Source organism: Streptomyces toyocaensis (assembly GCF_000725125.1).
GTDB classification, from domain to species: Bacteria; Actinomycetota; Actinomycetes; order Streptomycetales; family Streptomycetaceae; genus Streptomyces; species Streptomyces toyocaensis.
The window spans coordinates 130,567-156,192 of sequence record NZ_JFCB01000011.1; the positions used below are offsets into that span (position 1 = coordinate 130,567).

15 protein-coding genes and 1 tRNA gene are annotated in these 25,626 nt (G+C 72.9%); 14 read left to right on the top strand and 2 right to left on the bottom strand.

The genetic code is table 11. The features are described from left to right. Positions 1-57: 57 nt before the first annotated feature. A complete protein-coding gene (locus BU52_RS14775; protein ID WP_407702042.1) occupies positions 58-465 on the top strand; it encodes an Rv3654c family TadE-like protein in 408 nt (135 codons plus the stop codon). Here the strand turns inward: BU52_RS14775 and BU52_RS14780 are convergent. Next, the gene (locus tag BU52_RS14780) at positions 386-2,884 is read right to left on the bottom strand and encodes a DEAD/DEAH box helicase (protein WP_078903239.1); all 2,499 of its coding nucleotides are present in this window, start codon (positions 2,882-2,884) and stop codon (positions 386-388) included. The two genes, BU52_RS14775 and BU52_RS14780, sit on opposite strands and share 80 nt — an antisense overlap. Before the next feature lie 79 nt (positions 2,885-2,963). On the opposite strand from BU52_RS14780, the gene bldG reads away from it, so the two are divergent. The 13 genes from bldG to BU52_RS14845 all read left to right on the top strand — a co-directional run bounded on the left by bldG (position 2,964) and on the right by BU52_RS14845 (position 23,856). Beyond that, positions 2,964-3,305: an anti-sigma factor antagonist BldG gene (gene bldG, locus BU52_RS14785; RefSeq protein ID WP_003991900.1), complete on the top strand. Its 342-nt coding sequence runs from the start codon at positions 2,964-2,966 to the stop codon at positions 3,303-3,305. A 112-nt stretch (positions 3,306-3,417) separates the two neighbouring features. Continuing rightward, the gene (locus BU52_RS14790; RefSeq protein ID WP_037933739.1) at positions 3,418-3,852 is read left to right on the top strand and encodes an ATP-binding protein; all 435 of its coding nucleotides are present in this window, start codon (positions 3,418-3,420) and stop codon (positions 3,850-3,852) included. A gap of 321 nt (positions 3,853-4,173) precedes the next feature. Next, on the top strand, positions 4,174-6,579 hold the full coding sequence (locus BU52_RS14795; protein ID WP_037933740.1) for a sodium-translocating pyrophosphatase: 2,406 nt from the start codon (positions 4,174-4,176) through the stop codon (positions 6,577-6,579). 192 nt (positions 6,580-6,771) lie between these two features. Continuing rightward, positions 6,772-7,362, top strand: coding sequence for a hypothetical protein (locus BU52_RS14800; RefSeq protein ID WP_037933742.1), 591 nt, complete (start codon positions 6,772-6,774; stop codon positions 7,360-7,362). A gap of 69 nt (positions 7,363-7,431) precedes the next feature. Continuing rightward, on the top strand, positions 7,432-8,961 hold the full coding sequence (locus tag BU52_RS14805; protein WP_200881193.1) for a DUF7059 domain-containing protein: 1,530 nt from the start codon (positions 7,432-7,434) through the stop codon (positions 8,959-8,961). Positions 8,962-9,227: 266 nt separating this feature from the next. Then, positions 9,228-9,425, top strand: a complete 198-nt coding sequence (locus BU52_RS14810; RefSeq protein WP_037933744.1) for a hypothetical protein — start codon at positions 9,228-9,230, stop codon at positions 9,423-9,425. A 245-nt stretch (positions 9,426-9,670) separates the two neighbouring features. Continuing rightward, a complete protein-coding gene (gene topA, locus BU52_RS14815; protein WP_037933747.1) occupies positions 9,671-12,496 on the top strand; it encodes a type I DNA topoisomerase in 2,826 nt (941 codons plus the stop codon). Between the two features lie 136 nt (positions 12,497-12,632). Further along, entirely contained in the window at positions 12,633-15,890 is a 3,258-nt protein-coding gene (gene tmk, locus BU52_RS14820) for a dTMP kinase (protein WP_037933752.1), read from the top strand. A gap of 337 nt (positions 15,891-16,227) precedes the next feature. After that, positions 16,228-17,433 (top strand): DNA polymerase III subunit delta', encoded by a 1,206-nt coding sequence (locus BU52_RS14825; protein WP_037933755.1) that lies wholly within the window; start codon positions 16,228-16,230, stop codon positions 17,431-17,433. A gap of 103 nt (positions 17,434-17,536) precedes the next feature. Beyond that, on the top strand, positions 17,537-19,123 hold the full coding sequence (locus BU52_RS14830; protein ID WP_037933757.1) for an alpha/beta hydrolase: 1,587 nt from the start codon (positions 17,537-17,539) through the stop codon (positions 19,121-19,123). 119 nt (positions 19,124-19,242) lie between these two features. Next, positions 19,243-19,316 (top strand) — tRNA-Thr (locus BU52_RS14835). A gap of 189 nt (positions 19,317-19,505) precedes the next feature. Further along, positions 19,506-20,402 carry a glycosyltransferase family 2 protein gene (locus tag BU52_RS14840; protein WP_037933758.1) on the top strand — a complete coding sequence of 299 codons (897 nt, stop codon included), beginning with the start codon at positions 19,506-19,508 and terminating at the stop codon, positions 20,400-20,402. Between the two features lie 262 nt (positions 20,403-20,664). Beyond that, positions 20,665-23,856 carry an AfsR/SARP family transcriptional regulator gene (locus tag BU52_RS14845; RefSeq protein ID WP_037933760.1) on the top strand — a complete coding sequence of 1,064 codons (3,192 nt, stop codon included), beginning with the start codon at positions 20,665-20,667 and terminating at the stop codon, positions 23,854-23,856. Here BU52_RS14845 and BU52_RS14850 read toward each other — a convergent pair whose 3' ends face one another. Then, positions 23,857-25,548, bottom strand: coding sequence for a bifunctional 3'-5' exonuclease/DNA polymerase (locus BU52_RS14850; RefSeq protein ID WP_037933762.1), 1,692 nt, complete (start codon positions 25,546-25,548; stop codon positions 23,857-23,859). Positions 25,549-25,626: the final 78 nt, after the last annotated feature.

The following is a 25,626-nucleotide window of genomic DNA, read 5'->3' on the forward strand; positions in this document are numbered from 1 at the left end:
TCCGACCGGGGGTCGGCGACCGTGTGGAGTGTCGGAGTCGTCGCCGTGCTGTGTGTGGTGTTCGGCGTCGTCCTCGCCCTCGGGCAGGTCGTCGTGGTCCGGCACCGTGCGGCCGGCGGAGCGGACCTGGCGGCGCTCGCCGCGGCCGACCACTGGACACAGGGCGCCACGGCGGCCTGCGCGCGGGCGGACCGGGTGGCCCGGGCGCAGGGCACACGGCTCGTGCGGTGCGTGATCACCGGAGAGGTGTCGGACGTGTCGGTGGCGTCGGGCCCGGGGCCGTTCACGGTGGAGGCCAGGGCACGGGCGGGACCGGCCGGTCCGGTGGAAGCTCAGCCGGCGGTCCCGGCTCCGGGTGCGGCAGGGGTCCGGGCGCCCGCTCGGGTCACTCCTCCGTCCCCGGGCCACCGGACGCCCCGGCAGCACCTTCCGTCTCCTCCGGCGCCCCCTCCAGCAGCACCGTGAGCAGTCGCACCGCTCCCCGCTTGTGCAGAGGGTCGTTGCCGTTGCCGCACTTGGGGGACTGGATGCAGGACGGGCAGCCGGCGTCGCACTCGCAGGAGGCGATGGCCTGGCGGGTGGCCGTGAGCCAGGCCCGGGCGGTGTGGAAGGCGCGCTCGGCGAAGCCCGCGCCGCCCGGGTGACCGTCGTAGACGAAGACCGTGGGCAGCAGGGTGTCGGGGTGGAGCGGGATCGAGACGCCGCCGATGTCCCAGCGGTCGCAGGTCGCGAAGAGCGGAAGCATGCCGATCGACGCGTGCTCGGCGGCGTGCAGTGCACCGCCGAGGATCTCCGGGCTGATCCGGGCCCGGTCCAGCTGGTCCTCGGTGACCGTCCACCACACCGCGCGGGTGCGCAGCGTACGGGGAGGAAGGTCGAGCTTCGTCTCGCCCAGCACCTCGCCGGTGATCTGGCGCCGGCGCAGGAAGGAGACCACTTGGTTGGTGACCTCGACGGAGCCGTAGCAGAGCCGGCCCGCGCCCCACGGGATCTCGGTGTCCGTCTCCAGCACGGAGATCGACGTCGTGTCCCGGGCCACCGTCGTGTAGGTCGGGCTGGCCCGCTCGACCAGGGCGACGGAGTCCTCCAGGTCGAGGGAGCGGACGAGATAGGTCATGCCCTGGTGCAGATGGACCGCGCCCTCGTGGACGCTCGTGTGCGCGGAGCCCGCGTCGACCGTGCCGAGCAGCCTGCCCGTGCCTGCCTCGACGACCTGCACCGGCCGGCCGCCCTCACCGCGGATGTCGGTCAGATCGGCGGCCCGCTCGCGGCGGGTCCAGTGCCAGGCCTTCGTCCGCCGGCGCAACAGTTTCGCGGCCTCCAACTGCGGGAGCAGTTCCTCGGCCGCCGGGCCGAAGAGGGCCAGGTCCTCCTCGGTCAGCGGCATTTCCTCGGCCGCCGCGCAGAGATGCGGGGCGAGCACGTAGGGGTTGTCGGGATCGAGGACGGTGGACTCCACCGGCCTCGCGAAGAGGGCCTCGGGGTGGTGGACGAGAAAGGTGTCCAGGGGATCGTCGCGGGCGACCAGGACGGCGAGGGCGCCCTGCCCGGACCGTCCGGCGCGGCCGGCCTGCTGCCACAGGGAGGCCCGGGTGCCCGGATAGCCGGCGATCACCACGGCGTCCAGGCCCGAGACGTCCACGCCGAGTTCGAGGGCGTTGGTCGCCGCGAGGCCGAGGAGCTCGCCGGAGTGCAGGGCCCGTTCGAGGGCACGGCGTTCCTCGGGGAGATAACCGCCCCGGTACGCCGCGACGCGCCGGGCCAGCGACCGGTCGACCTCGGCGAGGCGCTCCTGGGCGATCACGGAGATGAGCTCGGCGCCACGCCGGGAGCGCACGAAGGTGACCGAGCGGATTCCCTGCACGGTGAGGTCGGTCAGCAGATCGGCGGCCTCGGCGGTGGCCGTCCGGCGGACCGGGGCGCCCTTCTCGCCGTGCAGCTCGGTCAGCGGGGGCTCCCACAGTGCGAACACCAGTTCACCGCGCGGTGAGGCGTCGTCGGCCACCTCCACCACCGGCAGGCCCGTCAGGCGGCGGGCGGCGACCGCAGGCTCGGCGGCGGTCGCGGAGGCCAGCAGGAAGACGGGCGAGGCGCCGTAGCGGGCGCACAGGCGGCGCAGCCGGCGCAGCACCTGGGCGACGTGCGAGCCGAACACCCCCCGGTAGGTGTGGCACTCGTCGATGACGACGTACTTCAGCGACTTCAGGAAGGAGGACCAGCGGGGGTGGGAGGGCAGGATGCCCCGGTGCAGCATGTCCGGGTTGGTCAGGACGTAGTTGGCGTACTGGCGGATCCACTCGCGTTCCTCGAACGGCGTGTCGCCGTCGTAGACCGCCGGACGCACCGAATGGCCCAGTGGTTGTGAAAGTTCCTTCACGGACCGGCACTGGTCCGCTGCGAGGGCCTTCGTGGGGGCGAGGTACAGGGCGGTCGCCCCGCGGCCGTTCGGTGCCTCGGCGCCGTCCAGGAGCGCCGACAGGACGGGCGCGAGGTACGCCAGGGACTTGCCGGACGCCGTCCCGGTGGCGACCACGACGGACTCGCCGTCCAGGGCGTGCTCGGCGGCGCGTGCCTGGTGGGCCCAGGGGTGGCCGATACCCGCGGCCTGTACGGCGGCGACGACCTCCGTGCGGATCCGGTCCGGCCAGACGGCATGGCGACCCTCGCGCGGGGGCAAGTGCTCCGTATGAGTGATGCGCGAAGCCCGGCTCGGTCCGGACGCGAGCCGGTCCAGGACCACCCCCGGGGCGGTCCTGGACGGGGCCCCCGCCGGGGGTCTGTCGGATCGGTGATTCTTGGCCATCGGCACCGAGTGTGTCACTGGCGTGACGGACAATGGGGCCAAGGCGTCGTGCACGCCTGCCGGTAAGTGATTGAATGCCATCGCGGCTGGCGAACCGTCCCGGGGGCTGAGCCGAGATGCCCCAAGGGCGACCGCTCGATAGCTAGGTGCTGGAGGATCCGTGGACCTGTCCCTGTCGACCGAGACCATGGGCGATCGCACGATCGTCAGGGTCGGTGGCGAAATCGACGTATATACCGCGCCCAAGCTGCGCGAGCAGCTGGTCGAGCTGGTGAACGACGGCAGTTTCCACCTTGTCGTCGACATGGAAGGTGTGGACTTCCTCGACTCCACCGGACTCGGCGTGCTGGTCGGCGGCCTGAAGCGGGTTCGAGCCCATGAGGGCTCGCTGCGCCTGGTCTGCAACCAGGAGCGCATTCTCAAGATCTTCCGTATTACCGGCCTCACCAAGGTGTTCCCGATCCACACCTCGGTCGAGGAAGCGGTGGCGGCCACCGACTGACCACCACGCTCCTGGGCCGTGGCGCCCGGGCGGCGGAAGAGAACCACGAGGAGGGCCGGGCGTTCGGCGGCCCGGCCTCTCCACAGCACGCCCGTAGTTGCGAGGGGGATGCATGGCCACCGTTGAACTCCGCTTCAGCGCGCTGCCGGAGCATGTCAGGACCGCCCGTCTCGTGGCGGCGGCGGTGGCGCGCAGGGCCGGAGTGGACGAGGCCGTCCTCGACGAGGTCCGCCTCGCCGTCGGCGAGGCGTGCAGCAGGGCCGTGGGACTGCACCAGCACGGCGGCATCTCGTCGCCCGTGAAGGTGCTGCTGATCGAGGAGGAGAAGCAGTTCTCCATCGAGGTCGGCGACGAGGCGCCCCACGCGGTCCCCGGCGGACGCGCGGGTGACGGACCCGGCGACGCGGACATGGAGACCGAGGAGGACCAGATGGGCCTCGCGGTCATCAGCGGTCTCGTCGACGACGTCGAGGTCAGCGCCGGGGAGCACGGCGGATCGATCCGCATGAGGTGGCCCACCGTGCCGCCGGCCACTCTCCTCGCCTGACCGGTTCACCCGTACGGCGACTTTTTCACCCGAAGGGCCCCACGAGTGGGGCCCTTCGGCATGTGCGGGTGCCGGTGCTCGCCCTTACAGTGGTCACGAGCGGTTGATCGCGTGAATTACTTCACGATCGACCGGCGTCCTGGAATTTCGGTCACGTGAATGCCTCAAAGGCATTACCGATTTCGGGCGACTGGCCGCCCGACGATCAATGGGAAGAGTGCGCGCAGGCCATTTGTATTTCGCGCGCTCTGTTTTGATCAGGTTCCGGTACCTACAATCCCGTCCACATCTTGAGCTCAGCCCAAGCGTCAAGGAGGACGAATGGCGGGGCTTTCCATCTCATACGAGTCGGGCCACACCACATCCCTCGCGGCGGCCGTGCTGACCGACGACAACCGCCTGCTCGTGGTGGTCATCGGGGTCGTCGCGCTGGCGGCGCTCGTGGTCGCGGGAGTCCTGGTGCGCCAGGTGCTCGCGGCCGGCGAGGGCACCGACAGCATGAAGAAGATCGCGGCAGCGGTCCAGGAGGGCGCGAACGCCTATCTGGCCCGTCAGCTGCGCACCCTCGGCGTATTCGCCGTCGTCGTGTTCTTCCTGCTCATGCTGCTGCCCGCGGACGACTGGAATCAGCGTGCCGGACGGTCGGTCTTCTTCTTGATCGGAGCGGCGTTCTCGGCGGCCACCGGCTATATCGGTATGTGGCTCGCCGTGCGCACCAATGTGCGGGTCGCCGCGGCGGCGCGCGAAGCCACTCCGGCCGAGGGTGAGCCGGAGAAGGATCTCACCGCCGTCTCGCACAGAGCGATGAAGATCGCTTTCCGCACGGGCGGTGTCGTCGGCATGTTCACCGTGGGCCTCGGTCTGCTGGGCGCCTCCTGCGTGGTGCTCGTGTACGCGGCCGACGCGCCGAAGGTGCTCGAGGGGTTCGGCCTGGGTGCCGCGCTGATCGCGATGTTCATGCGGGTCGGCGGCGGCATCTTCACCAAGGCCGCCGACGTCGGCGCCGACCTGGTCGGCAAGGTCGAGCAGGGCATTCCGGAGGACGATCCGCGCAATGCCGCGACCATCGCCGACAACGTGGGCGACAACGTCGGCGACTGCGCGGGCATGGCGGCCGACCTCTTCGAGTCGTATGCCGTGACCCTGGTGGCCGCGCTGATCCTGGGCTCGGCGGCGTTCGGCGACGCGGGACTGGCGTTCCCGTTGCTGGTGCCGGCGATCGGTGTCGTCACCGCCATGATCGGCATCTTCGCCGTGGCGCCGAGGCGCGCCGACCGCAGCGGCATGAGCGCGATCAACCGCGGGTTCTTCATCTCCGCGGTGATCTCGCTCGTCCTGGTCGCGATCGCCGTGTTCGTCTATCTGCCGTCGTCGTACGCCGATCTGGACGGTGTCACCGACGACGCGATCCTGGGCAGGAGCGGCGACCCGCGGGTCCTCGCGCTCGTCGCGGTGGCCATCGGCATCGTGCTCGCCGCGCTCATCCAGCAGCTCACGGGCTACTTCACCGAGACCACCCGGCGTCCCGTCCGGGACATCGGCAAGTCCTCGCTCACCGGCCCGGCGACCGTAGTCCTCGCCGGTGTCTCCGTCGGCCTGGAATCGGCCGTCTACACCGCCTTGTTGATCGGCCTCGGCGTCTACGGGGCGTTCCTCCTCGGGGGTACGTCGATCATGCTGGCGCTGTTCGCGGTGGCACTGGCCGGGACCGGCCTGCTCACCACGGTCGGTGTCATCGTCGCCATGGACACCTTCGGCCCGGTCTCCGACAACGCGCAGGGCATCGCCGAGATGTCCGGCGACGTCGAGGGCGCGGGGGCCCAGGTGCTCACCCACCTGGACGCGGTCGGCAACACCACCAAGGCCATCACCAAGGGCATCGCGATCGCCACGGCGGTCCTGGCGGCGGCGGCGCTGTTCGGCTCGTACCGGGACGCCATCACCACCGGCGCGAGGGATGTGGGCGAGCAGCTCAGCGGCGAGGGCGCGCCGCTGAGCCTGATGATGGACATCTCCCAGCCCAACAACCTCGTCGGTCTGATCGCGGGCGCGGCGGTCGTCTTCCTGTTCTCGGGACTGGCGATCAACGCGGTGTCGCGGTCGGCGGGTTCGGTGGTCTACGAGGTGCGGCGGCAGTTCCGCGAGAAGCCCGGGATCATGGACTACAGCGAGAAACCGGAGTACGGCAAGGTCGTCGACATCTGCACCAAGGACGCCCTGCGCGAACTCGCCACGCCCGGTCTGCTCGCCGTGATGGCGCCCATCTTCATCGGTTTCACCCTCGGCGTGGGCGCCCTGGGCGCCTTCCTCGCCGGCGCGATCGGCGCGGGCACGCTGATGGCGGTGTTCCTCGCCAACTCCGGTGGCGCCTGGGACAACGCGAAGAAACTCGTCGAGGACGGCCACCACGGTGGCAAGGGCAGCGAGGCCCACGCGGCCACCGTCATCGGCGACACCGTCGGCGACCCCTTCAAGGACACCGCCGGACCCGCGATCAACCCCCTGCTGAAGGTGATGAACCTGGTGGCGCTGCTCATCGCGCCCGCGGTCATCGAGTTCTCCTACGGCGCGGACAAGAGCGTCGGGATGCGGGTGCTCATCGCGGTGCTGGCGCTGGTCGTGATCGTCGGCGCGGTGTACGTCTCCAAGCGGCGCGGCATCGCCGTGGGCGACGAGGACAACTCCGAGCCGGAACCCAAGTCGCCCGATCCGGCGGTGGTTTCCTAGCAGCGGAGGGCGAACACCGGATCACGGTGCGGGCGGACGGCGCGCAGGGGAGCGCCGTCCGCCCGTTGCCGATGTCCGCACTTCGGCCGTGAGCCTTCTCTCGCTTGGTGCAAACGGATTCAAAAGTTTCTTAACGGACCTTCGGCGGGTGGGTGTAGTCCATCCGGCGTGTATGTTCCGGGGCCGAAGGCCATGGAAGGGACCAATCCGGTGAACAAGAAGCTCGCGGCCGCACTGTCCGGCGGTGCGGTACTGGTACTGGCGCTGACGGGATGCGGCGGCGACGACAGCAACGAGAAGCTCGACTCCTGGGCGAAGGAGGTCTGCGACTCGGTGCAGCCGCAGGCCGCGAAGATCAAGTCGGCCAACGCGGCGATCCAGAAGGAGACCTCGGACAACAGCACGCCGGAAGAGGTCCAGAAGGCCGATTCGAAGGCCTTCCAGGACATGTCCGACGCCTACAAGGCGATCGGTGCCGCCGTGAACAAGGCCGGCCCGCCGGACGTCGAGGACGGCGAGAAGAAGCAGACGGACGCGGTCAAGGAGCTCAACGGCATCTCCGCGTCGTACGCCTCCCTGAGGAAGCAGGTCGACGGCCTCGACACCGACGACCAGGCGGAGTTCGCCGACGGGCTCAAGGACATCGCCGCCGAGCTGGACAAGCTGAGCAAGAGCGGCAACGACGCCCTGAGCACCCTGGAGGAGGGCGAGGTCGGCGAGGCGATGTCCCGGCAGCCGAGCTGCCAGACGGCCACCGCGTCGGCCGGGGCCACCAAGAGCTGACGCCGCGTCGGCGACGAAGCGCCCCGGGACGCTGCCGCGGGGCGCGCGGGAAGGGGGGCGGCGGCCACAATGGAGGGCGTGAGTGACGCCAGCCTGCCGCCCCTGCCCTCGTCCGACCGCCCCGAAGCCGCCGCGCGGTTGCGCGACGCCCTGCTCGGGGCCTCCTTCACCGCCGACGGACTGCTCGAACTGCTCGGCGCCCCCGCGTACGCGGCGCTGGCCCGCAGCGAGACCGTGCCCGCCCTCAGGGCCACCCGCGGGGACACCCCGCTGGAGACGCTCGTACGGCTCTTCCTGTTGCGGCAGCCGGTGCCGCAGGCGCGCGTGGCGGAGGTCCTGCCCGTGGACGTCTGCCTGGAGAGCGGGTGGCTGACGCGCGTCGGCGCGGACGAGCTCGCCGCGGCCGTGGACGTACGGCCGTACGGCGGGCCCGCCGGTGAGGACTGGTTCGTGGTGTCCGACCTCGGGTGCGCGGTCGGCGGCGCCGGGGGCATCGGCAGCCGCGACGAGGGCGTGGTCCTCGGCGTCGGAGGTGCGTCCACGACCCTGGCCGGCATCACCGTCCGCACGCCCGTGGCCTCCGCGCTCGACGTCGGCACCGGCTCCGGCATCCAGGCGCTGCACGCAGCCCGGCACGCCACGCGCGTGACGGCCACGGACGTGAACCCGCGCGCGCTGCACATCACCGCGCTCACCCTGGCCCTGTCCGGGGCTCCGGCCGCCGATCTGCGCGAAGGGTCGCTGTTCACGCCGGTCCGGGACGACGAGACGTACGACCTGATCGTCTCCAACCCACCCTTCGTGATCTCCCCGGGCGCCCGGCTCACCTACCGCGACGGCGGGATGGGCGGGGACGATCTGTGCCGCACGATCGTTCAGGAAGCGGGGGAACGGCTGAACGAGGGAGGGTTCGCGCAGTTCCTCGCCAACTGGCAGCACGTCGAGGGGGAGGACTGGCAGGACCGGCTCAGGTCGTGGGTGCCCCGCGGGTGCGACGCCTGGATCGTGCAGCGCGAGGTGCAGGACATCACCCAGTACGCCGAGCTGTGGCTGAGGGACGCCGGCGACCACCGCGGCGACCGGGCCGAGTACCTGGCGCGGTACGACGCGTGGCTGGACGAGTTCGAGGCGCGCAAGGTGAGAGCGGTCGGCTTCGGCTGGATCACGCTGCGCAAGTCGGGCTCCGCCGCGGAGTCGGTCACGGTGGAGGAGTGGCCGCACCCGGTCGAGCAGCCGCTCGGCGAGACGGTCCGGGCGCACTTCGACCGGATCGACTATCTGCGGGCGCACGACGACGCGGCGCTGCTGGAAGCGCGCTTCGCGCTGGCCGCCGAGGTCGTGCAGGAGCAGGTCGGGATGCCCGGCGCCGAGGACCCGGAGCACGTCGTCCTGCGGCAGAACCGCGGGATGCGCCGGGCCACCAAGGTGGACACGATCGGCGCGGGCTTCGCCGGCGTGTGCGACGGCACCATGGGCGCGGGCCGGATCCTGGACGCCATCGCCCAGCTCCTGGGTGAGGACCCGGTACTGCTGCGCGACCGTACGCCGGCCCAGATCCGTTCGCTGGTGGAACAGGGCTTCCTGGAGCCGGTGGGCTGACACCGGGGGGCGGGGCGGCGGGTCCGGTCGGCCTCAGGTGTCACTTTGCTGTCATGAGTCGCGTCGTTCCCATAGGCACCGGTGGCTCCGCGCGCCTTTCCCAGGGATCCGGAATTTCTGCCGACGGGCCTGAGGGACCGGTTCCGGTCGTGTCGCTGCGGCCCGTGGCCCTCACGTTCACCTCCGGTTCGCCCGCACGCCGCCCGGGCGTGGAAGCGTCACGCCCGGGCCGGTGCCGAAGGACGGGAAAGGGGAGCTCGGGGGACATGGAGAGCGGACCGGCGATCTTCGCGGGAATGGTGTTCTGCCTGTTCGGAGCCACATTGCTGGCCTGGACCGTGACACGCGCACGGCAGCACCGTCCGGTGGCCCAGGGTGTGAGCCCCGTCGCATCCGTCACCGTCGCGGGGCTCGTCGCGGTGACCGCCCTGGCCCTCGGCGCGTGGTGCTTCACCCGCCTCTGACGAGCGGGGAACACCGGCCGCTCGCGGTAACCGACACGTTGCGCTCCGCATGAGGGCGGGCGGAGTCTGGACACTCCGGGCGGCAGGAACGGTGGTAGTCGGGTTACCGTTCGAGTGGCCGTTGCGGGCTTTTCCCGTTTGACACGGGGGCGGGATGTACCGTCACACTCCGCAGCGTCACCATGACCCGACCCCGGGGAGATCGCCTGGGGAGGCCCCAGCGTCGACCGGAGAGAAGAGCGAAGTTGTCCCCGACCAGCGAGACCGCGAACGGCGGCCGCCGACTCGTCATCGTCGAGTCGCCTGCCAAGGCGAAGACGATCAAGGGCTATCTGGGCCCCGGCTACATCGTCGAGGCGAGCGTCGGGCACATTCGCGACCTTCCCAACGGCGCCGCGGAGGTGCCCGAGAAGTACACCGGCGAAGTCCGCCGACTCGGCGTGGACGTCGATCATGACTTCCAGCCGATCTATGTGGTCAACGCGGACAAGCGCGCCCAGGTCAAGAAGCTCAAGGACCTGCTGAAGGAGTCCGACGAGCTCTTCCTCGCCACCGATGAGGACCGCGAGGGCGAGGCCATCGCGTGGCACCTGCAGGAAGTGCTCAAGCCGAAGATCCCGGTCAAGCGGATGGTCTTCCACGAGATCACCAAGGACGCGATCCGCGCGGCCGTGGCCAACCCGCGCCAGCTCAACCAGAAGCTGGTCGACGCCCAGGAGACCCGCCGCATCCTCGACCGCCTCTACGGCTACGAGGTCTCGCCGGTCCTGTGGAAGAAGGTCATGCCCCGGCTGTCCGCCGGCCGGGTCCAGTCCGTCGCCACCCGGCTGGTGGTGGAGCGGGAACGTGAGCGCATGGCGTTCCGTTCCGCCGAGTACTGGGACCTCACCGGCACCTTCGCGACGGGCCGCGAGGGCGACCGCACGGACCCGTCGTCGCTGGTCGCGCGCCTGCAGTCCGTCGACGGGCGCCGGGTCGCGCAGGGCCGCGACTTCGACTCCCTGGGACAGCTGAAGAGCGCGAACACCCTCCACCTCGACGAGGCGGAGGCCCGCGCCTTGGCCGCGGCCCTGGAGGACGCGCGGTTCGCCGTGCGTTCCGTCGAGTCCAAGCCGTACCGCCGCTCGCCGTACGCCCCGTTCCGTACGACGACGCTGCAGCAGGAGGCGAGCCGCAAGCTCGGCTTCGGCGCGAAGGCCACCATGCAGATCGCGCAGAAGCTGTACGAGAACGGCTACATCACTTACATGCGTACGGACTCGACGACCCTGAGCGAGACGGCGGTGGCCGCCGCCCGCGCCCAGGTCACGCAGCTGTACGGCGCCGACTACCTGCCGCCGCAGCCGCGCACCTACGCGGGCAAGGTCAAGAACGCGCAGGAGGCGCACGAGGCGATCCGTCCCTCGGGTGACCGTTTCCGCACGCCCGCCGAGACCGGGCTGACCGGTGACCAGTTCAAGCTGTACGAGCTGATCTGGAAGCGGACCGTCGCCTCGCAGATGAAGGACGCCACCGGCAACTCGGTGACCGTGAAGATCGGCGGCACGGCCGCCGACGGCCGGGACGTCGAGTTCAGCGCGTCCGGCAAGACGATCACCTTCCACGGCTTCCTGAAGGCGTACGTCGAGGGCGCCGACGACCCCAACGCCGAGCTCGACGACCGCGAGCGCCGGCTGCCGCAGGTCGCCGAGGGTGACGCGCTGTCGGCCGAGGAGATCACGGTCGACGGGCACGCCACCAAGCCCCCGGCCCGCTACACCGAGGCGTCGCTGGTCAAGGAGCTGGAGGAGCGGGAGATCGGCCGCCCGTCGACGTACGCGTCGATCATCGGCACGATCCTCGACCGCGGTTACGTGTTCAAGAAGGGCACGGCCCTGGTGCCGTCCTTCCTGTCCTTCGCCGTGGTCAACCTGCTGGAGAAGCACTTCGGCCGGCTCGTCGACTACGACTTCACCGCGAAGATGGAGGACGACCTCGACCGCATCGCGCGCGGCGAGGCGCGGGCCGTGCCGTGGCTCAAGCGCTTCTACTTCGGTGAGGGCACGGGCAACGGCGGCGCGGCCGAGGCGGGCAACGGCGACGGGGACCACCTCGGCGGCCTCAAGGAGCTGGTGACGGACCTGGGAGCGATCGACGCGCGCGAGGTGTCGTCGTTCCCCGTGGGCAGCGGCATCGTGCTGCGGGTCGGGCGCTACGGCCCGTACATCGAGCGCGGCGAGAAGGACACCGAGCAGCACCAGCGCGCCGACATCCCGGACGACCTGGCGCCCGACGAGCTGACCGTCGAGCTCGCCGAGGAACTGCTCGCCAAGCCGAGCGGAGACTTCGAGCTGGGCGCCGACCCGGCGACCGGTCACACGATCGTCGCCAAGGACGGCCGCTACGGTCCGTACGTCACCGAGGTCCTTCCCGAGGGCACTCCGAAGACCGGCAAGAACGCGGTCAAGCCGCGTACCGCCTCCCTCTTCAAGTCGATGTCCCTGGACACGGTGACCCTCGACGACGCGCTCCGGCTGATGTCCCTGCCGCGCGTGGTCGGCACGGACGCCGAGGGCCAGGAGATCACCGCGCAGAACGGCCGCTACGGCCCGTACCTGAAGAAGGGCACCGACTCGCGGTCGCTGCAGTCCGAGGAACAGCTCTTCACGATCACGCTGGAGGAGGCGCTGGCGATCTACGCCCAGCCCAAGCAGCGTGGCCGTGCCGCGGCCAAGCCGCCGCTTAAGGAGCTGGGCACCGACCCCGTCAGCGAGAAGCCGGTCGTGGTGAAGGACGGCCGCTTCGGTCCGTACGTCACCGACGGCGAGACCAATGCGACCCTGCGCTCCGGCGACAGCGTCGAGACGATCACGCCGGAGCGCGGGTTCGAGCTGCTCGCCGAGAAGCGGGCGAAGTCCCCCGCCAAGAAGACCGCGAAGAAGGCCACCAAGAAGGCGGCGGCCAAGAAGGCGCCGGCGAAGAAGGCGACGGCCGCGAAGAAGACCGCGGCGAAGAAGACGACGGCCGCGAAGACGACGGCGAAGAAGACCGCCGCCAGGAAGGCGACCGCCTCGAACGGCGCGGAGGACTGACCTCTTCCAACTGACGCCGGGCGGCCTTCGCCCGGCGTTCGGAATGCGAACGCCCCGGCAGTTCATTGCTGCCGGGGCGTGTGCATGTCAGGCGCGTCGCGCCCGTGGTGCCGACGCGGGCCGATAGGCTGAACGCATGACGCGAGCCGAGCAGCCTACGGCCCCTCAACCGGCCCCTGACGACGCCCTTGTCGCGGACTCCCGCGAGCGTGCCGTCCGCGCCCTGCTGCGCCGACCGCAGCTGAAACGGTTGTGGAGCGCACAACTGGTGGGCGGGGTGGGTGACGTCCTCGCCCTCCTGGTGCTGGTCCTGCTCGCCCTTCAGGCGGCTGTCGCCGAGGGGGCGTTCGGCGGTGGGTACCGGGGCGCCGCGTTCGCAGTGGCGACCGTTTTCGGGGTGCGCATCCTGGCGATCCTGCTGTTCGGCGCCGTGCTCCTCGGCCCGCTCACCTCGCTCACCTCGCAGGACGGGCCGCTGGACCGCCGCTGGACCATGGTCGGCGCCGACGGACTGCGCGCGGCGCTGCTGATCGTGGCGCCGCTGTGGATCGACTGGACACCCGGGAACGCACTGGCCGCCCTCCTCGTCACCGCCTTCGTGACCGGTGTCGCCGAACGGTTCTGGACGGTGTGCCGGGAGGGCGCCGCGCCCGCCCTGCTGCCCGCGCCGCCCCCGGAGGGCGCGACCGTCCGGCCGCTGCCCGACCACATGGACGCGCTGCGCCGCCTGTCGCTGCGCACGAACTTCGTGGCGATACCGCTCGCGGCCGTCGCGCTCGTCGTCGCCGCCCTGCTGAACAACCTGCTCGGCACGGGCATCGAATGGTTCGGCGAGCACCGGGCCGCCCTCGCCTCCTACGTCGCGGCCGGACTGTTCGCCGCGTCCCTGTCCGTCGTCACCTTCCTGGAACTGCCCGGCACCCGCACCCCCCGCCCGAGGTCGCCGCTGGAGGGCCTGCGCCGCCCGAAGAGCGCCGCCGGATCCGACAAGGGCCGTACGGGCGCGCTGGCGCTCCTGGTGTTCGCCTCCGCGTCCGTCGCCGCCGCGGTGTCGGCCGCCGTCGCCGTGTCGGTACTGCACGCCAAGGACCTGGGCGGCGGCCCCGTGCTCTACGGCCTGCTGGTCGCCGCGCTGACCGGCGGTGTCGTCGTCGGCATCCGTACGGCGCCCGCCCTGCTGCCGGGCCTGTCGCGACGCCGGCTGCTCGCGCTCGCCCTCGCCTTCACCGGTCTCGCGCTGCTGGCAGCCGGACTCGTGCCGGACGTCACCAGTGTGCTGCTGATCATGGCACTGGCCGGTACCGGTGCGGGGATCGCCGCCCACACCGGGCACACGTTGCTCGACCAGGAGACCGAGGAGCAGCGCCGGGTCCGTACGACGGAGCACCTGCACGCCGTGGTCCGGGTCCTGGTGGCGCTCGGCGCGGTGGCCGCCCCGCTGGTCGCCGCGGCCATCGGACCGCACCGGCTGGAGAACGGCCGGTTCGTCTTCGCGCACGGCGGTGCCGCGTTCACGTTGATGCTGGTCGGCGCGCTGCTGCTGCCGGTGGCCGCGCTGGTGCTGGCCAAGGTCGACGACCGCTCGGGGGTGCCGCTGCGGCAGGACCTGCGTGACGCGCTGCTCGGCGGCGACGACCCCGAGCAGACGCCCGCCGCCTCCGGCTTCTTCATCGCCCTGGAGGGCGGCGACGGCGCCGGCAAGTCCACCCAGGCCGAAGCCCTCGCCGAGTGGATCAGGGACAAGGGACACGAGGTCGTCCTCACCCGCGAGCCCGGTGCCACCCCCGTCGGCAAGCGGCTGCGCTCGATCCTGCTGGACGTCTCCAGCGCCGGGCTCTCGCACCGCGCGGAGGCCCTGCTGTACGCCGCGGACCGCGCGGAGCACATCGACACCGTCGTACGGCCCGCCCTGGAGCGCGGCGCGGTCGTCATCTCCGACCGCTACATCGACTCCTCCGTCGCCTACCAGGGCGCCGGGCGGGACCTGTCGCCGACCGAGATCGCCCGCATCAACCGCTGGGCGACCGACGGCCTCGTCCCGCATCTGACGGTACTGCTGGACGTGGCGCCGGAGACGGCGCGGGAACGCTTCACCGAGGCGCCGGACCGGCTGGAGTCGGAGCCGGCCGAGTTCCACGCGCGCGTGCGGGCCGGATTCCTCACGCTGGCCGCCGCCGACCCCGGCCGCTACCTGGTGGTCGACGCCGGTCAGGAGCCGGAGTCGGTCACCACGGTGATCCGGCACCGGCTCGACCAGGTGCTGCCGCTGTCCGAGGCCGAGATCCGGGCCCGCGAGGAAGCCCGCCGCAGGGCCGAGGAGGAGGCCCGCCGCAAGGCGGAGGAGGAGGCGGCCCGCAAGGCCGAGGAGGAGCGCCTGGAGCGCGAGCGCCAGGAGCAGCTGGCGCGGCTGCGCGCCGAGGAGGAGGAGCGCAAGCGGCGCGAGCTGGAGGAGGCGCAGCGGCGCGAGGCCGAACGGCAGGCGGAGGAGGCCCGGCAGCGCGCCGAGGAGGCGCGGCGGCGTGCCGAGGAGGAGCGTCAGCGGCTGCTCGCCGAGGAGAAGGCGCGCGCCGAGGAGGAGGCCCGCCGCAGGGCCGAGGAGGAACGCCGGCGCAAGCAGGCCGAGGAGGAGGCGCGGCTGCACGCCGAGGCCGAGGCGCTGCGCCTGGAGAAGCAGCGCAGGGCCGAGGAGGCGCTGCTGCGTGCGGAGGAGGCCCGGCGGCTGGCCGAACGGGCGGCGGCCGCGGCGGAAGCGGGACCGAAGGCGGAACCGAAGGCGGGACCGAAGCCGACGGGTGGGCCCGACGGCCCCGGGGCGTCCCGGCCGGGGGCCGACGACGCGCTGACCGTGCCGACGCCGGTGGTGACGCCGACGAACGCCGCGGGCGGGCCCGTGGACGAGACGGCCGCGCTGCCACGGGTGCCGGACGAGGACACCGGGCAGCGGTCGGGGCGGTCCGGTGCCGGGGTTTCCGAAGCCGAGGTCACGACCGAACTGCCCAGGCCGCAGGTCCCGCCGGGGGCGACGGACGAGACGGCGGTCCTCCCGCCCGTGCCGCCGGGCGCGGCGGACGAGACCGCCGTGCTCCCGCCGGTGCGCGATGACGGGCCGGCGCCCGCGGACCGGGTTCCGCCCGGCTATTTCCAGGACGAGCGCCCGGCGGGCGGATCCGCCGGACCCGGTGACTCCGGCGGCCCGCTGGACCGCACGCGCGAGCTGCCGCAGGTCGACCCGGAGCGCGCGCCGCGCCGGCGCCGGCAGCGCTCCGACTGGGCGGAGGAGACCCCGCTCGACGACCTGCCGAGCCTGGCGGACGAACTCCTCGGCCGTCACGACGACGAGCACGGCGACGACGAGGGCGGCGGCCGGAGCGGCGGCCGGGGCCGCCGGCGCTGACCGGCCCCGCAGCGAACCGCCGGCGCTGACCGGCCCCGCAGCGAACCGCTGGCGCGGGGCCCGCAGCGGCCGGCCCGATCCGGGCGGTCGGCTCGCGGCCGGCCGGTTCGGGCGGCCCGCGGCGGGTCGTGGATCCCGTACCCGCGGTGGGTCCCCGGCTCCCTGCACCTGCGGCGGCTCGCGGCTGAGCGGGTGTGCGGACCGCGGCGGGGTGCGGGTCCCCGTACCGGCGACGGCCCGCGGCTGACCGGCCGGGTGCGGCCGCTGTCAGTGTCCACCCGCACAATGGGACCCGTAGGCCAGACGTGACGGACGCGACGGAAGGGAGCGCCGGCCCATGACCGTGTGGGACGACCTCGTCGGGCAGGAACGGGTGAGCGATCAGCTCGCCGCCGCCGCCCGGGACGCCGACGCGCTCGTCACCGCCGCGGCGGCCGGTACACCCCCGCCCGAGGCGTCGAGGATGACGCACGCCTGGCTGTTCACCGGCCCGCCCGGCGCCGGACGCAACCAGGCGGCGCGTGCCTTCGCCGCCGCTCTCCAGTGCGTCAGCCCCGACCGCGCCCTCGGCGGAGCCCCCGGCTGCGGCTTCTGCGACGGCTGCCACACCGCGCTGGTCGGCACCCACGCCGACGTCAGCTCGATCGCCGCCGTCGGCTCCCAGATCCTCGTCGAGGCCATGCGCGACACCGTCCGCAAGTCCTTCACCGCACCGGCGAACGGCCGCTGGCAGGTGATCCTCGTCGAGGACGCCGAGCGGCTGAACGAGAAGTCCGCCAACGCCGTCCTCAAGGCCGTCGAGGAGCCCGCCCCCCGCACCGTCTGGCTGCTGTGCGCGCCCTCCATCGAGGACGTCCTGCCGACGATCCGCTCCCGCTGCCGCCACCTCAACCTGAGCACGCCCTCGGTGGACGCCGTCGCCGACATGCTCGTCCGACGGGAGGGCATCGAGCCGGACGTCGCCGCCTCCGTCGCCCGCGCCACCCAGGGCCACGTCGACCGGGCCCGCCGCCTGGCCACCGACTCCGCCGCCCGCGCGCGCCGGGCCTCCGTGCTGAAGCTGCCCCTGCGGGTCGAGGACGTCGGCGGCGCGCTCAGGGCCGCCCAGGAACTCGTCGACGCCGCCGCCGAGGACGCCAAGCAGCTCGCCGAGGAGACGGACGGCAAGGAGACCGAGGAGCTCAAGGCGGCGCTCGGCGCGGCCCAGGGCGGACGCCTGCCGCGCGGCACGGCGGGCGTGGTCAAGGACCTGGAGGACATGCAGAAGCGCCGCAGGACCCGCACCCAGCGGGACAGCCTCGACGTCGCGCTGAGCGACCTGACCAGCTTCTACCGCGACGTCCTCGCCCTCCAGCTCGGCTCCCGCGTGGCCATCGCCAACGCGGACTCCGAGGACGCGCTGGAGCGCCTGGCCCGCGGCAGCTCGCCGGAGTCCACGCTCCGCCGCATCGAGGCGATCGCTGCGTGCGGCGAGGCCCTGGACCGCAATGTGGCCCCGTTGCTCGCCGTGGAGGCGATGACGATGGCCCTCAGAGCGGGCTGACGAGCCGGGCGCCCACTGCTCCGGCCGCGCGACGGGGTAACTCGTACGGGGCACGGCGTGCGCGCAGAGCACTCATTCCGTTGCACACAGTTACGCTCGCCGTATGGACACAAGGCGCACCCCTCGCAGGACCCGTACCGGAGCCACCCTGCTCGCCGCCGTCGCGCTGCTCGTTTCGGGCTGCTCCTCAGGGAGCACGACGCGTACGGCGAGTTCCGTGGCGGAGGAGGCGGCAGCGGCCCTCGCCCCTCTGCCGCGCTCCACACCGGTGGGACTCACGCGGTACTACGAGCAGAAACCGGCCTGGCGCGACTGCGGTGCCGCCGGCTTCCAGTGCGCCACGCTGAAGGCCCCGCTCGACTACGCGGAGCCGTCCGCCGGCGACGTCCGGCTCGCCGTCACCCGCAAGAAGGCCACGGGGCCGGGCAAGCGCCTGGGTTCCCTGCTGGTCAACCCGGGCGGCCCGGGGGGTTCGGCGGTCGGCTACGTCCAGGCGTATGCCGGCATCGGCTACCCGGCGGACGTGCGCGCCCGCTACGACATGGTGGCCGTCGACCCGCGCGGAGTCGCCCGCAGCGAACCCGTCGAGTGCCTGGACGGGCCCGGGATGGACGCGTACACGCGGACGGACGTGACGCCGGACGACGCGAAGGAGACCGGCGCGCTCGTCTCGGCGTACAAGACCTTCGCCGAGGGCTGCGGGGCGGACGCGCCGAAGCTGCTGCGCCACGTGTCCACCGTCGAGGCGGCCCGGGACATGGACATCGTGCGGGCGGCGCTGGGCGACAGGAAGCTGAACTACGTCGGCGCCTCGTACGGCACCTTCCTCGGGGCGACCTATGCCGGACTGTTCCCCGACCGCGCGGGCCGTCTCGTCCTGGACGGCGCGATGGACCCCTCGCTGCCCGCGCGACGGCTCAACCTGGAACAGACGGAGGGCTTCGACACGGCGTTCACCGCCTTCGCGAAGGACTGCGTACGGCATCGGGACTGTCCCCTCGGCGGCGCGGGCACCTCTCCGGAGCGTGCCGGCAAGAAGCTCAAGGCGTTCTTCGCCAAGGCCGACGCCCGCCCCGTCCCGGCCGGCGACGCGGACGGCCGCGGGCTCACCGAGTCGCTCGCGACGATCGGCGTGATCGCCGCCATGTACGACGAGGGGGCGTGGCAGCGGCTGCGCGAGGCCCTGACGGCGGCGATGCGGGAGAACGACGGGTCAGGGCTCCTCGCCCTCGCGGACAGCTACTACGAACGGGATGCCGATGGCGAGTACACCAACCTGATGTTCGCCAACGCGGCCGTGAACTGCCTCGACCTCCCGGCCGCCTTCGCGTCCCCGGACGAGGTGCGACGGGCCCTCCCCGATTTCGAGAAGGCGTCCCCGGTCTTCGGAGAGGGCCTCGCCTGGGCCTCGCTGAACTGCGCGTACTGGCCGGTGGAGGCGACGGGGGCGGCACAGCGCATCGAGGCGAAGGGCGCGGCCCCGATCGTCGTCGTCGGCACCACCCGGGACCCGGCGACCCCGTACCGCTGGGCCGAGGCCCTGGCCGGCCAGCTCTCCTCGGCCCGCCTCCTCACCTACGACGGCGACGGCCACACCGCCTACGGCCGCGGCAGCGCCTGCATCGACTCCGCGATCAACACCTACCTGCTCGACGGCACCCCGCCCACGGACGGAAAGCGCTGCTCCTAGGCAGTGCGACGACCCCCGGAGGCGGCCACCTCGGCCCGCCTCCGGGGCCGGTACGAAGCACCCCTGGAAACTGTGTAGACTTACCGACGTCGCTGATCGCACCATGGTGCAGACAGCACGCCGCCTTAGCTCAGATGGCCAGAGCAACGCACTCGTAATGCGTAGGTCTCGGGTTCGAATCCCGAAGGCGGCTCCGGCAAGGGCCAGGTCACACGGGTTGTGGCCTGGCTTTTTCGTGTGGCCGACCGCCTGCGGGCAGCCTCTCGCCCCGCACGTGGAGTGTGCTCACGTCGCGGGGTCTGCCGCGCGTACCTGAGGCGTCCTTACCGTGAACGGCTACCATCGCCCGTCAGCGGAAAGCCGGTTGAGTTGGGGTGAGGACGTGGAGACGACGCCGAGGATCGCCGTCGCCGTCGTGACCATGGGGAACCGGCCGGCCGAGGTGGACGCGCTGCTGGAGTCCGTGGCGAAGCAGGACGTGCCGCCCGCGCGGATCGTGATCGTGGGGAACGGCTGTCCGCTGCCCGAGTTCGCCCGTCGGCTGTCCCTGCCCGGTGAGGTCACCACCGTCGAGCTGGAGGAGAATCTCGGCTGTCCCGGCGGGCGGAACGCGGGGATCGAGCGGTTGCGGGAGTTCGGTGACGTGGACGTCGTCGTCGAGCTGGACGACGACGGCCTGCTGGTCGACGCCGACGTACTGCGCCGCGTGCAGGAGCTGTACGCCGCCGACGAACGGCTCGGGATCGTCGGGTTTCGGATCGCCGACGAGCTGGGGGAGACCCAGCAGCGGCACGTGCCCCGGCTCGGGAAGTCGGATCCGACGAGGGGCGGCTACGTCACCGGCTTCCTCGGAGGCGGGCACGCGCTGCGGATGACGATGCTCGACGAGATCGGCGACTGGCCCGGGGAGTTCTTCTTCGCGCACGAGGAGACCGACCTGGCCTGGCGCGCCGTCGACGCCGGGTGGCGGATCCTCTACGCGCCCGAACTGCTCCTCCGGCATCCGAAGACCTCGCCCGCCCGGCACGCCATCTACTTCCGGGTGACCGCGCGGAACCGGGTGTGGCTGGTCCGGCGGCGGCTGCCGTTCGTGCTCGTGCCCGTCCACCTCGGGGTGTGGGTGCTGCTCACCCTCCTGCGGAACCGGTCGGTCCACGGACTGCGCGCCTGGTTCGGCGGGTTCGTGGAGGGGCTACGAGAGCCGGCCGGTGAGCGGCGTGCCATGCGCTGGCGGACGGTGTGGCGGCTCACCCGGCTCGGGCGGCCGCCGGTCATCTGACCCACCGGACGACACGGGCGGGCGACAGAGCGGGGCCACTCGATCACGGGGATGAGGGCGAGGGCCCGGTCGCGCACCTCCGCCGACCGGGAGCCCTCGTGTCCGGACCGGGCCGCGGCGGCGACACTCCCCCGAGCTGCGCGTTCTACGCGCGCGCCCCCGGGCCGGATCCGATGTAGTGATCACATCAGTACGTGCCAACGGATCGCTAACATGTGGCCAATGGTTCTCCGTTCGGTCACCCGGAAGGCAGTGGTACGGCGTGACACGGCGCGGGCTGCGGTTCGGACTGCTGGGGGCGCCGGTTCTGTACGACGGCGGGGACGGGGGTGACCTCCCCGGTTCCGTCCGGGACATCGGCAGCCCCAAACTGCGGGTTCTGCTGGCGGTGTTGCTGCTCGATGCCGGGCGGGTCGTCTCCGTGGAGGTGCTGAAGGACGCGATGTGGGGCGGTGCGCCGCCCGCCTCCGCGCAGCCCTCGCTGCACAATCACGTCGCCCGGCTGCGGCGGTTGCTCGAGGACCCCGGGCGGCTGGTCACCGTGCCCACCGGGTACGTGCTGCGGGTCGCCGAGGGCGAGGTGGACGTGCAGGTCTTCGACGCGCACGCCGCCGCCGCCCGCGCCGCGCACGCCGCGCGGGACTGGGAGCGCGTGATGCGCGCGTGTACGGCGGCGCTCGCGCTGTGGCGGGGCAGCCCGCTGACCGGGCTGCCCCCGGAGGTGGGCGGGTACGCCCTGGTGCGGCGGCTGTGCGAGGCACGGCTGCTGCTCCTGGAATGGCGGTACGACGCCGAGCTCGCCCTCGGCGGCGGGCGCCTGGCCGACCTCGTGCCCGAGCTGGCGGCGCTGGCCGCCGGGCATCCGCTGCGGGAGGCGTACCACCGTCAGTTGATGCTCGCCCTGCACCGCACCGGCCGCCGGGCGGAGGCGCTGGTGGTCCACCGCGATCTGCGGGCCCGGCTGGCGGACGAACTCGGCATCGAACCGGGGCCGGAGGTGCGCGAGGCCCACGTGGAGGTGTTGCGGGGGAAGGGCGATCCTGCCCGGGACGCATGCCGGGGTGAGGGGCAGGACGCCGGCCGCGGTCAGGAGCGTGCTCGGAGGGACGGGCAGGGCCACGGCCGCGGCACAGTGCGCGGTCAGGAGCGCGAACTGGGTCCCGGCCAGGAACAGCGCCAGGAACAGCGCCAGGAACAGCGCCAGGAACAGCGCCACGGGCAGGGCCGTGACCGCGACCTCCCCACGGGCACCCCCCATGGCGTCGCCGCGCCGCGCCCCGCGCAACTTCCCCCTGCCCCGGCCCACTTCACCGGCCGCGGCGACTTACGGGACGAACTGGTCCGTGTGCTCACCCGCGCCCCGCGCACGGACCTGCCCGCCGTCGCCGTGATCAGCGGAACCGCCGGGGTGGGCAAGAGCGCGCTCGCGCTCGAGGTCGCGCACGGCCTGAAGAGACGTTTCAGCGACGGCCAGCTCTACGTCAACCTGCACGGTGCGACCCCCGGCATGGCCCCGCTCACTCCCGTCCAGGCACTCACCGAGCTCCTCCGCGACCTCGGTACCGAGCCCTGCCGCATCCCGGAGGACCCCGACGCGGCGGCCGCGTTGCTGCGCTCCCTGCTCGCGCCCACCCGCACGCTCCTGGTGCTGGACGACGCCGCGACCGCCGCGCAGGTACGGCCGCTGCTGCCGGCCGGTGCGGGCTGCGCGGTCCTCGTCACCAGCCGTTCGCCGCTCACCGCGCTCGACGGCGCCGCCCGCGTCCCGCTCGCCCCGCTGTCCGACGAGGACAGCGCGGCCCTGCTGCGGGCGGTCTCCGGCCGGGACGGGCTGGACGCCGGTCATCCGCTCGTGGCGCTCACCGGGCGGCTTCCGCTGGCCCTTCGCGTCGTCGCGGCCCGGCTCGCCGCGCGCCGGGCACTCACCCCGGACGCCCTCGCCGGGCAACTGTCCGACAGCGAAAGCCGGTTGCCCCACCTGCAGTACGACGACCTGAGCGTGCGTCGTTCGCTGGCTGTCGCGCACGACGCGCTCATGGTCTCCGAGCGCGAGACCGACCGCGACGCGGCCCTCGCCCTGCGCCGCATCGGCGCCCTCGACCTGCCCGGCTACGGCGCCCCCCTGCTGGCCCGGCTCACCGGCACCGACGTCCGCCGGGCCGAGGCCGCGCTGGACCGGCTCGTCGACGTGGCCCTCGTGGAGGAGACCGCGTACGGCCGCTACGCCCCCCACGACCTGGTCCGTGACTTCGCCCGCGAACGCGCCGGTGCCGACGCCGGTGACGGTGAGGACGCCGCCGGGGCCGCCCTGCGCTGGTACGCCGCCGTCGCCGAACGGGTCCTCGCCGCGATCACCGAACCCGGTCCGGACCGGGAGGACCGCCGTCGTCCGACACCGTCCCAGCCGCCCGGGCACCCGGACGAGGTCGACAGCGTGCCTCCCTTCGCCGACGCCGGGGCGGCCTTCGCCTGGGGCGACCGGGAGCTGGAGAACATCGTCGCCCTGGTCGAGAGGTACGCCGGTGACGCGGCCGGTGCCGACGGTGCCCCGGACCGCCGGGACGCCCACCTCTCCGTGCTCCTGCGCCTGCTGTACCCCTATCTCCTGCGCCGCGGCCGCGTCCCCGAACTGGAGGTGCTCGGGCGGGCGGCGCTCCGGGTGGCGCGGCGGCTCGGGGACGAGGCCGCCGAGGGGTACGCGCTGAGCGACCTCGCGGGGCTGCACTTCCTGACCGGCCGCACCAACGACGCCCTCACCCTCACCGACCGCGCGCTGGAGATCTGGCGTCGGCTCGGGTCCGTCTCCTGGATCCGCCGTTCCCTCAACAACCGGGGCCTGCTGCTCGAAGGGCTCGGCCGGTACCCCGAGTCGGGGCAGGCGCTGCGGCAGAGCCTGGCCCACTCACGGCAGTTGAACGACCCCTACGGCGAGGCCGTCACCCGCAGCCATCTCGGGAACCTGTACGAGCACACCGATCCGCGCGCCGCGATCGAGCAGCACCGGCGCTCGCTCGCCATCGGGGACGAGATCGGCGCGGTCATCGTGCAGCACTCCGCGCACTGCAACATCGGCTACGCCCACCTGCGCCTGCGCGAACCGGCCGCCGCCCTGCCACACTTCGAGGAGAGCCTGCGCATCCTCGGCGGGCACGGCTACTGGCACGGCGAGTCCCAGACCCGGCTCGGCCTGGTCCGGGCCCTGCGGCTGCTGGGGCGCTCCGGCCCGGCCGTCCGTGAGTGCGCCGAACTGCTCCGCCGCGCGGACGCCCGCGCCGACCACTACACCGGCGGTCTGGCCCGTCACCAGTACGGTCTGCTGCTGCGCGAGTGGGGACGGGTGAACGAGGCGTACGAGCAGTGGCGGTCCGCGCTCGCCGCACTGGACGGTACGGACGAACAGGCGGTGGTGGAGGAACTGCGGGAACTGCTGGCCGGGGCCCGGCCGGCGGGCTGATCACTTGGCGTCGGCATAGCACTCCACCACTGCCGCCGTGAACGGGAACCGCACCGGTGTCTCACCGAAGGTCAGACGACCGGCCAGGTCCGCGGCCTGCCGGATCGCCTCCACGACGGTCGCCGCCTCCTCCTCGGGACAGTGCACGATCACCTCGTCGTGCTGGAAGAAGACGAGTTCGGCCGCCATGCCGCTCAGGGTCCGCCGCAGCGCGGCCAGCAGCAGCAGGGCCCAGTCGGCGGCACTGCCCTGGACCACGAAGTTGCGGGCGAAGCGGCCACGGGCGCGGGCGTCGGCCGAGGCGTACCCCGGGACCCAGGGCCGGGCGTCGGCGGCCTGCTCCTCCTCCGCGAGCGGGATGCCCGCCTCCTGGGCCGCGTCGTCCGTCGCCCGGGGGGCCGGCGGACAGGTGCGGCCCAGCCAGGTCCGTACGAGCCGGCCCTCCTCACCGGCGCGGGCGGCCTCGTCCACGTAGGCCACCGCCTTGGGGAAGCGGCGCCTGAGCGCGGCGAGGTTCTTCAGGCCGTCGCCCGAGGTCTGGCCGTAGACCGCGCCGAGGACGGCGAGCTTGGCCTGTGCGCGGTCGCCGGAGAAGGCGCGGTCGGACACCGACTGGTACAGGTCCGTCTCCCGGCCCGCCACCTCCATCAGGCCCGGGTCGCGGGAGATCGCCGCCAGCACCCGCGGCTCCATCTGGTCCGCGTCGGCGACGACCAGCCGCCAGCCCGGGTCGGCCACGGCCGCGCGGCGGATCACCTTGGGGATCTGCAGGGCGCCCCCGCCGTTGGTCACCCAGCGGCCGGTCACCGTCCCGCCCGCGAGGAACTCCGGCCGGAAGCGGCCGTCGCGCACCCAGTCCTGGAGCCAGGACCAGCCGTGCGCGACCCAGATCCGGTACAGCTTCTTGTAGGCGAGCAGGGGTTCGACGGCCGGGTGGTCGACGGACTCGATCTCCCAGCGGCGGGTCGAGGAGACCTTTACCCCGGCCTGCGCGAAAGCCCTGACCACATCGGCCGGCAGATCGGGCCGGACCCGGCGGCCGAAGGCCGCGGACACCTCGTCGGCGAGTTCGGCGAGCCGGCGGGGCTCGCCACCGCCCGCGTACCGCTCGCCGAGCAGGTCGTGCAGCACGGCGCGGTGCACGTCCGCCCGCCACGGCAGCCCCGCGCGGTTCATCTCGGCGGCCACCAGCATCCCCGCCGACTCGGCCGCGGTCAGCAGCCGCATCCGGCCCGGGTGCGCGGTGGCGTCGGTCCGCCGCTGCTGCTCCGCGTACACGGCGAGCAGGTCGGGCAGCGGCAGGACGGTGCCCCGGGGTTCGAAGAGGGGTGACTGGGCGCCCGGTTCGGCCTGGCGCTGCGGCGGATCGGGCGGTACGGGGCCGCCGCGCAGCCGGGCCAGCGCGGCCGCGGCCGAACGGGGTTCCCCGTACCGCCCTTCGTGACCGAGCAGGAGCGTCTCGGCGGCCTCGATGTCGTATCCCCGCTCCACTCGCACCCCCGTGGCGAGCAGGCGCGGGTAGACCTCGGCGGTGGACCGCCACACCCACCGCGTGACACCGGGACGGCTCCGCACGGCCTCGGCGGGATCCGCCTCCCGCCGCACCGGACCGGCGGGCAGCCCGTCCGGACCGAGGGGGGCGACGTCCACGCCGCCTTCCTCGGCCGGAGCGAGTGCCCACCGGTCGGCCATGCTGTGAGTGTGGCAGGGGGGTCTGACAATCCCCCGGACACGGGCCGCCGCCCTGTCCGGTCCTTCCCGGACCGGAGC

What these genes read in the sequence shown, in the direction of transcription:
- BU52_RS14780 (WP_078903239.1), bottom strand. Translation starts at nt 2,884, where the DNA reads ATGGCATTCAATCACTTACCGGCAGGCGTGCACGACGCCTTGGCCCCA.
- BU52_RS14825 (WP_037933755.1), top strand. Translation starts at nt 16,228, where the DNA reads ATGACCGTGTGGGACGACCTCGTCGGGCAGGAACGGGTGAGCGATCAG.
- BU52_RS14830 (WP_037933757.1), top strand. Translation starts at nt 17,537, where the DNA reads ATGGACACAAGGCGCACCCCTCGCAGGACCCGTACCGGAGCCACCCTG.
- BU52_RS14795 (WP_037933740.1), top strand. Translation starts at nt 4,174, where the DNA reads ATGGCGGGGCTTTCCATCTCATACGAGTCGGGCCACACCACATCCCTC.
- BU52_RS14850 (WP_037933762.1), bottom strand. Translation starts at nt 25,548, where the DNA reads ATGGCCGACCGGTGGGCACTCGCTCCGGCCGAGGAAGGCGGCGTGGAC.
- tmk (WP_037933752.1), top strand. Translation starts at nt 12,633, where the DNA reads ATGACGCGAGCCGAGCAGCCTACGGCCCCTCAACCGGCCCCTGACGAC.
- BU52_RS14800 (WP_037933742.1), top strand. Translation starts at nt 6,772, where the DNA reads ATGGAAGGGACCAATCCGGTGAACAAGAAGCTCGCGGCCGCACTGTCC.
- BU52_RS14810 (WP_037933744.1), top strand. Translation starts at nt 9,228, where the DNA reads ATGGAGAGCGGACCGGCGATCTTCGCGGGAATGGTGTTCTGCCTGTTC.
- BU52_RS14790 (WP_037933739.1), top strand. Translation starts at nt 3,418, where the DNA reads ATGGCCACCGTTGAACTCCGCTTCAGCGCGCTGCCGGAGCATGTCAGG.
- BU52_RS14805 (WP_200881193.1), top strand. Translation starts at nt 7,432, where the DNA reads ATGGAGGGCGTGAGTGACGCCAGCCTGCCGCCCCTGCCCTCGTCCGAC.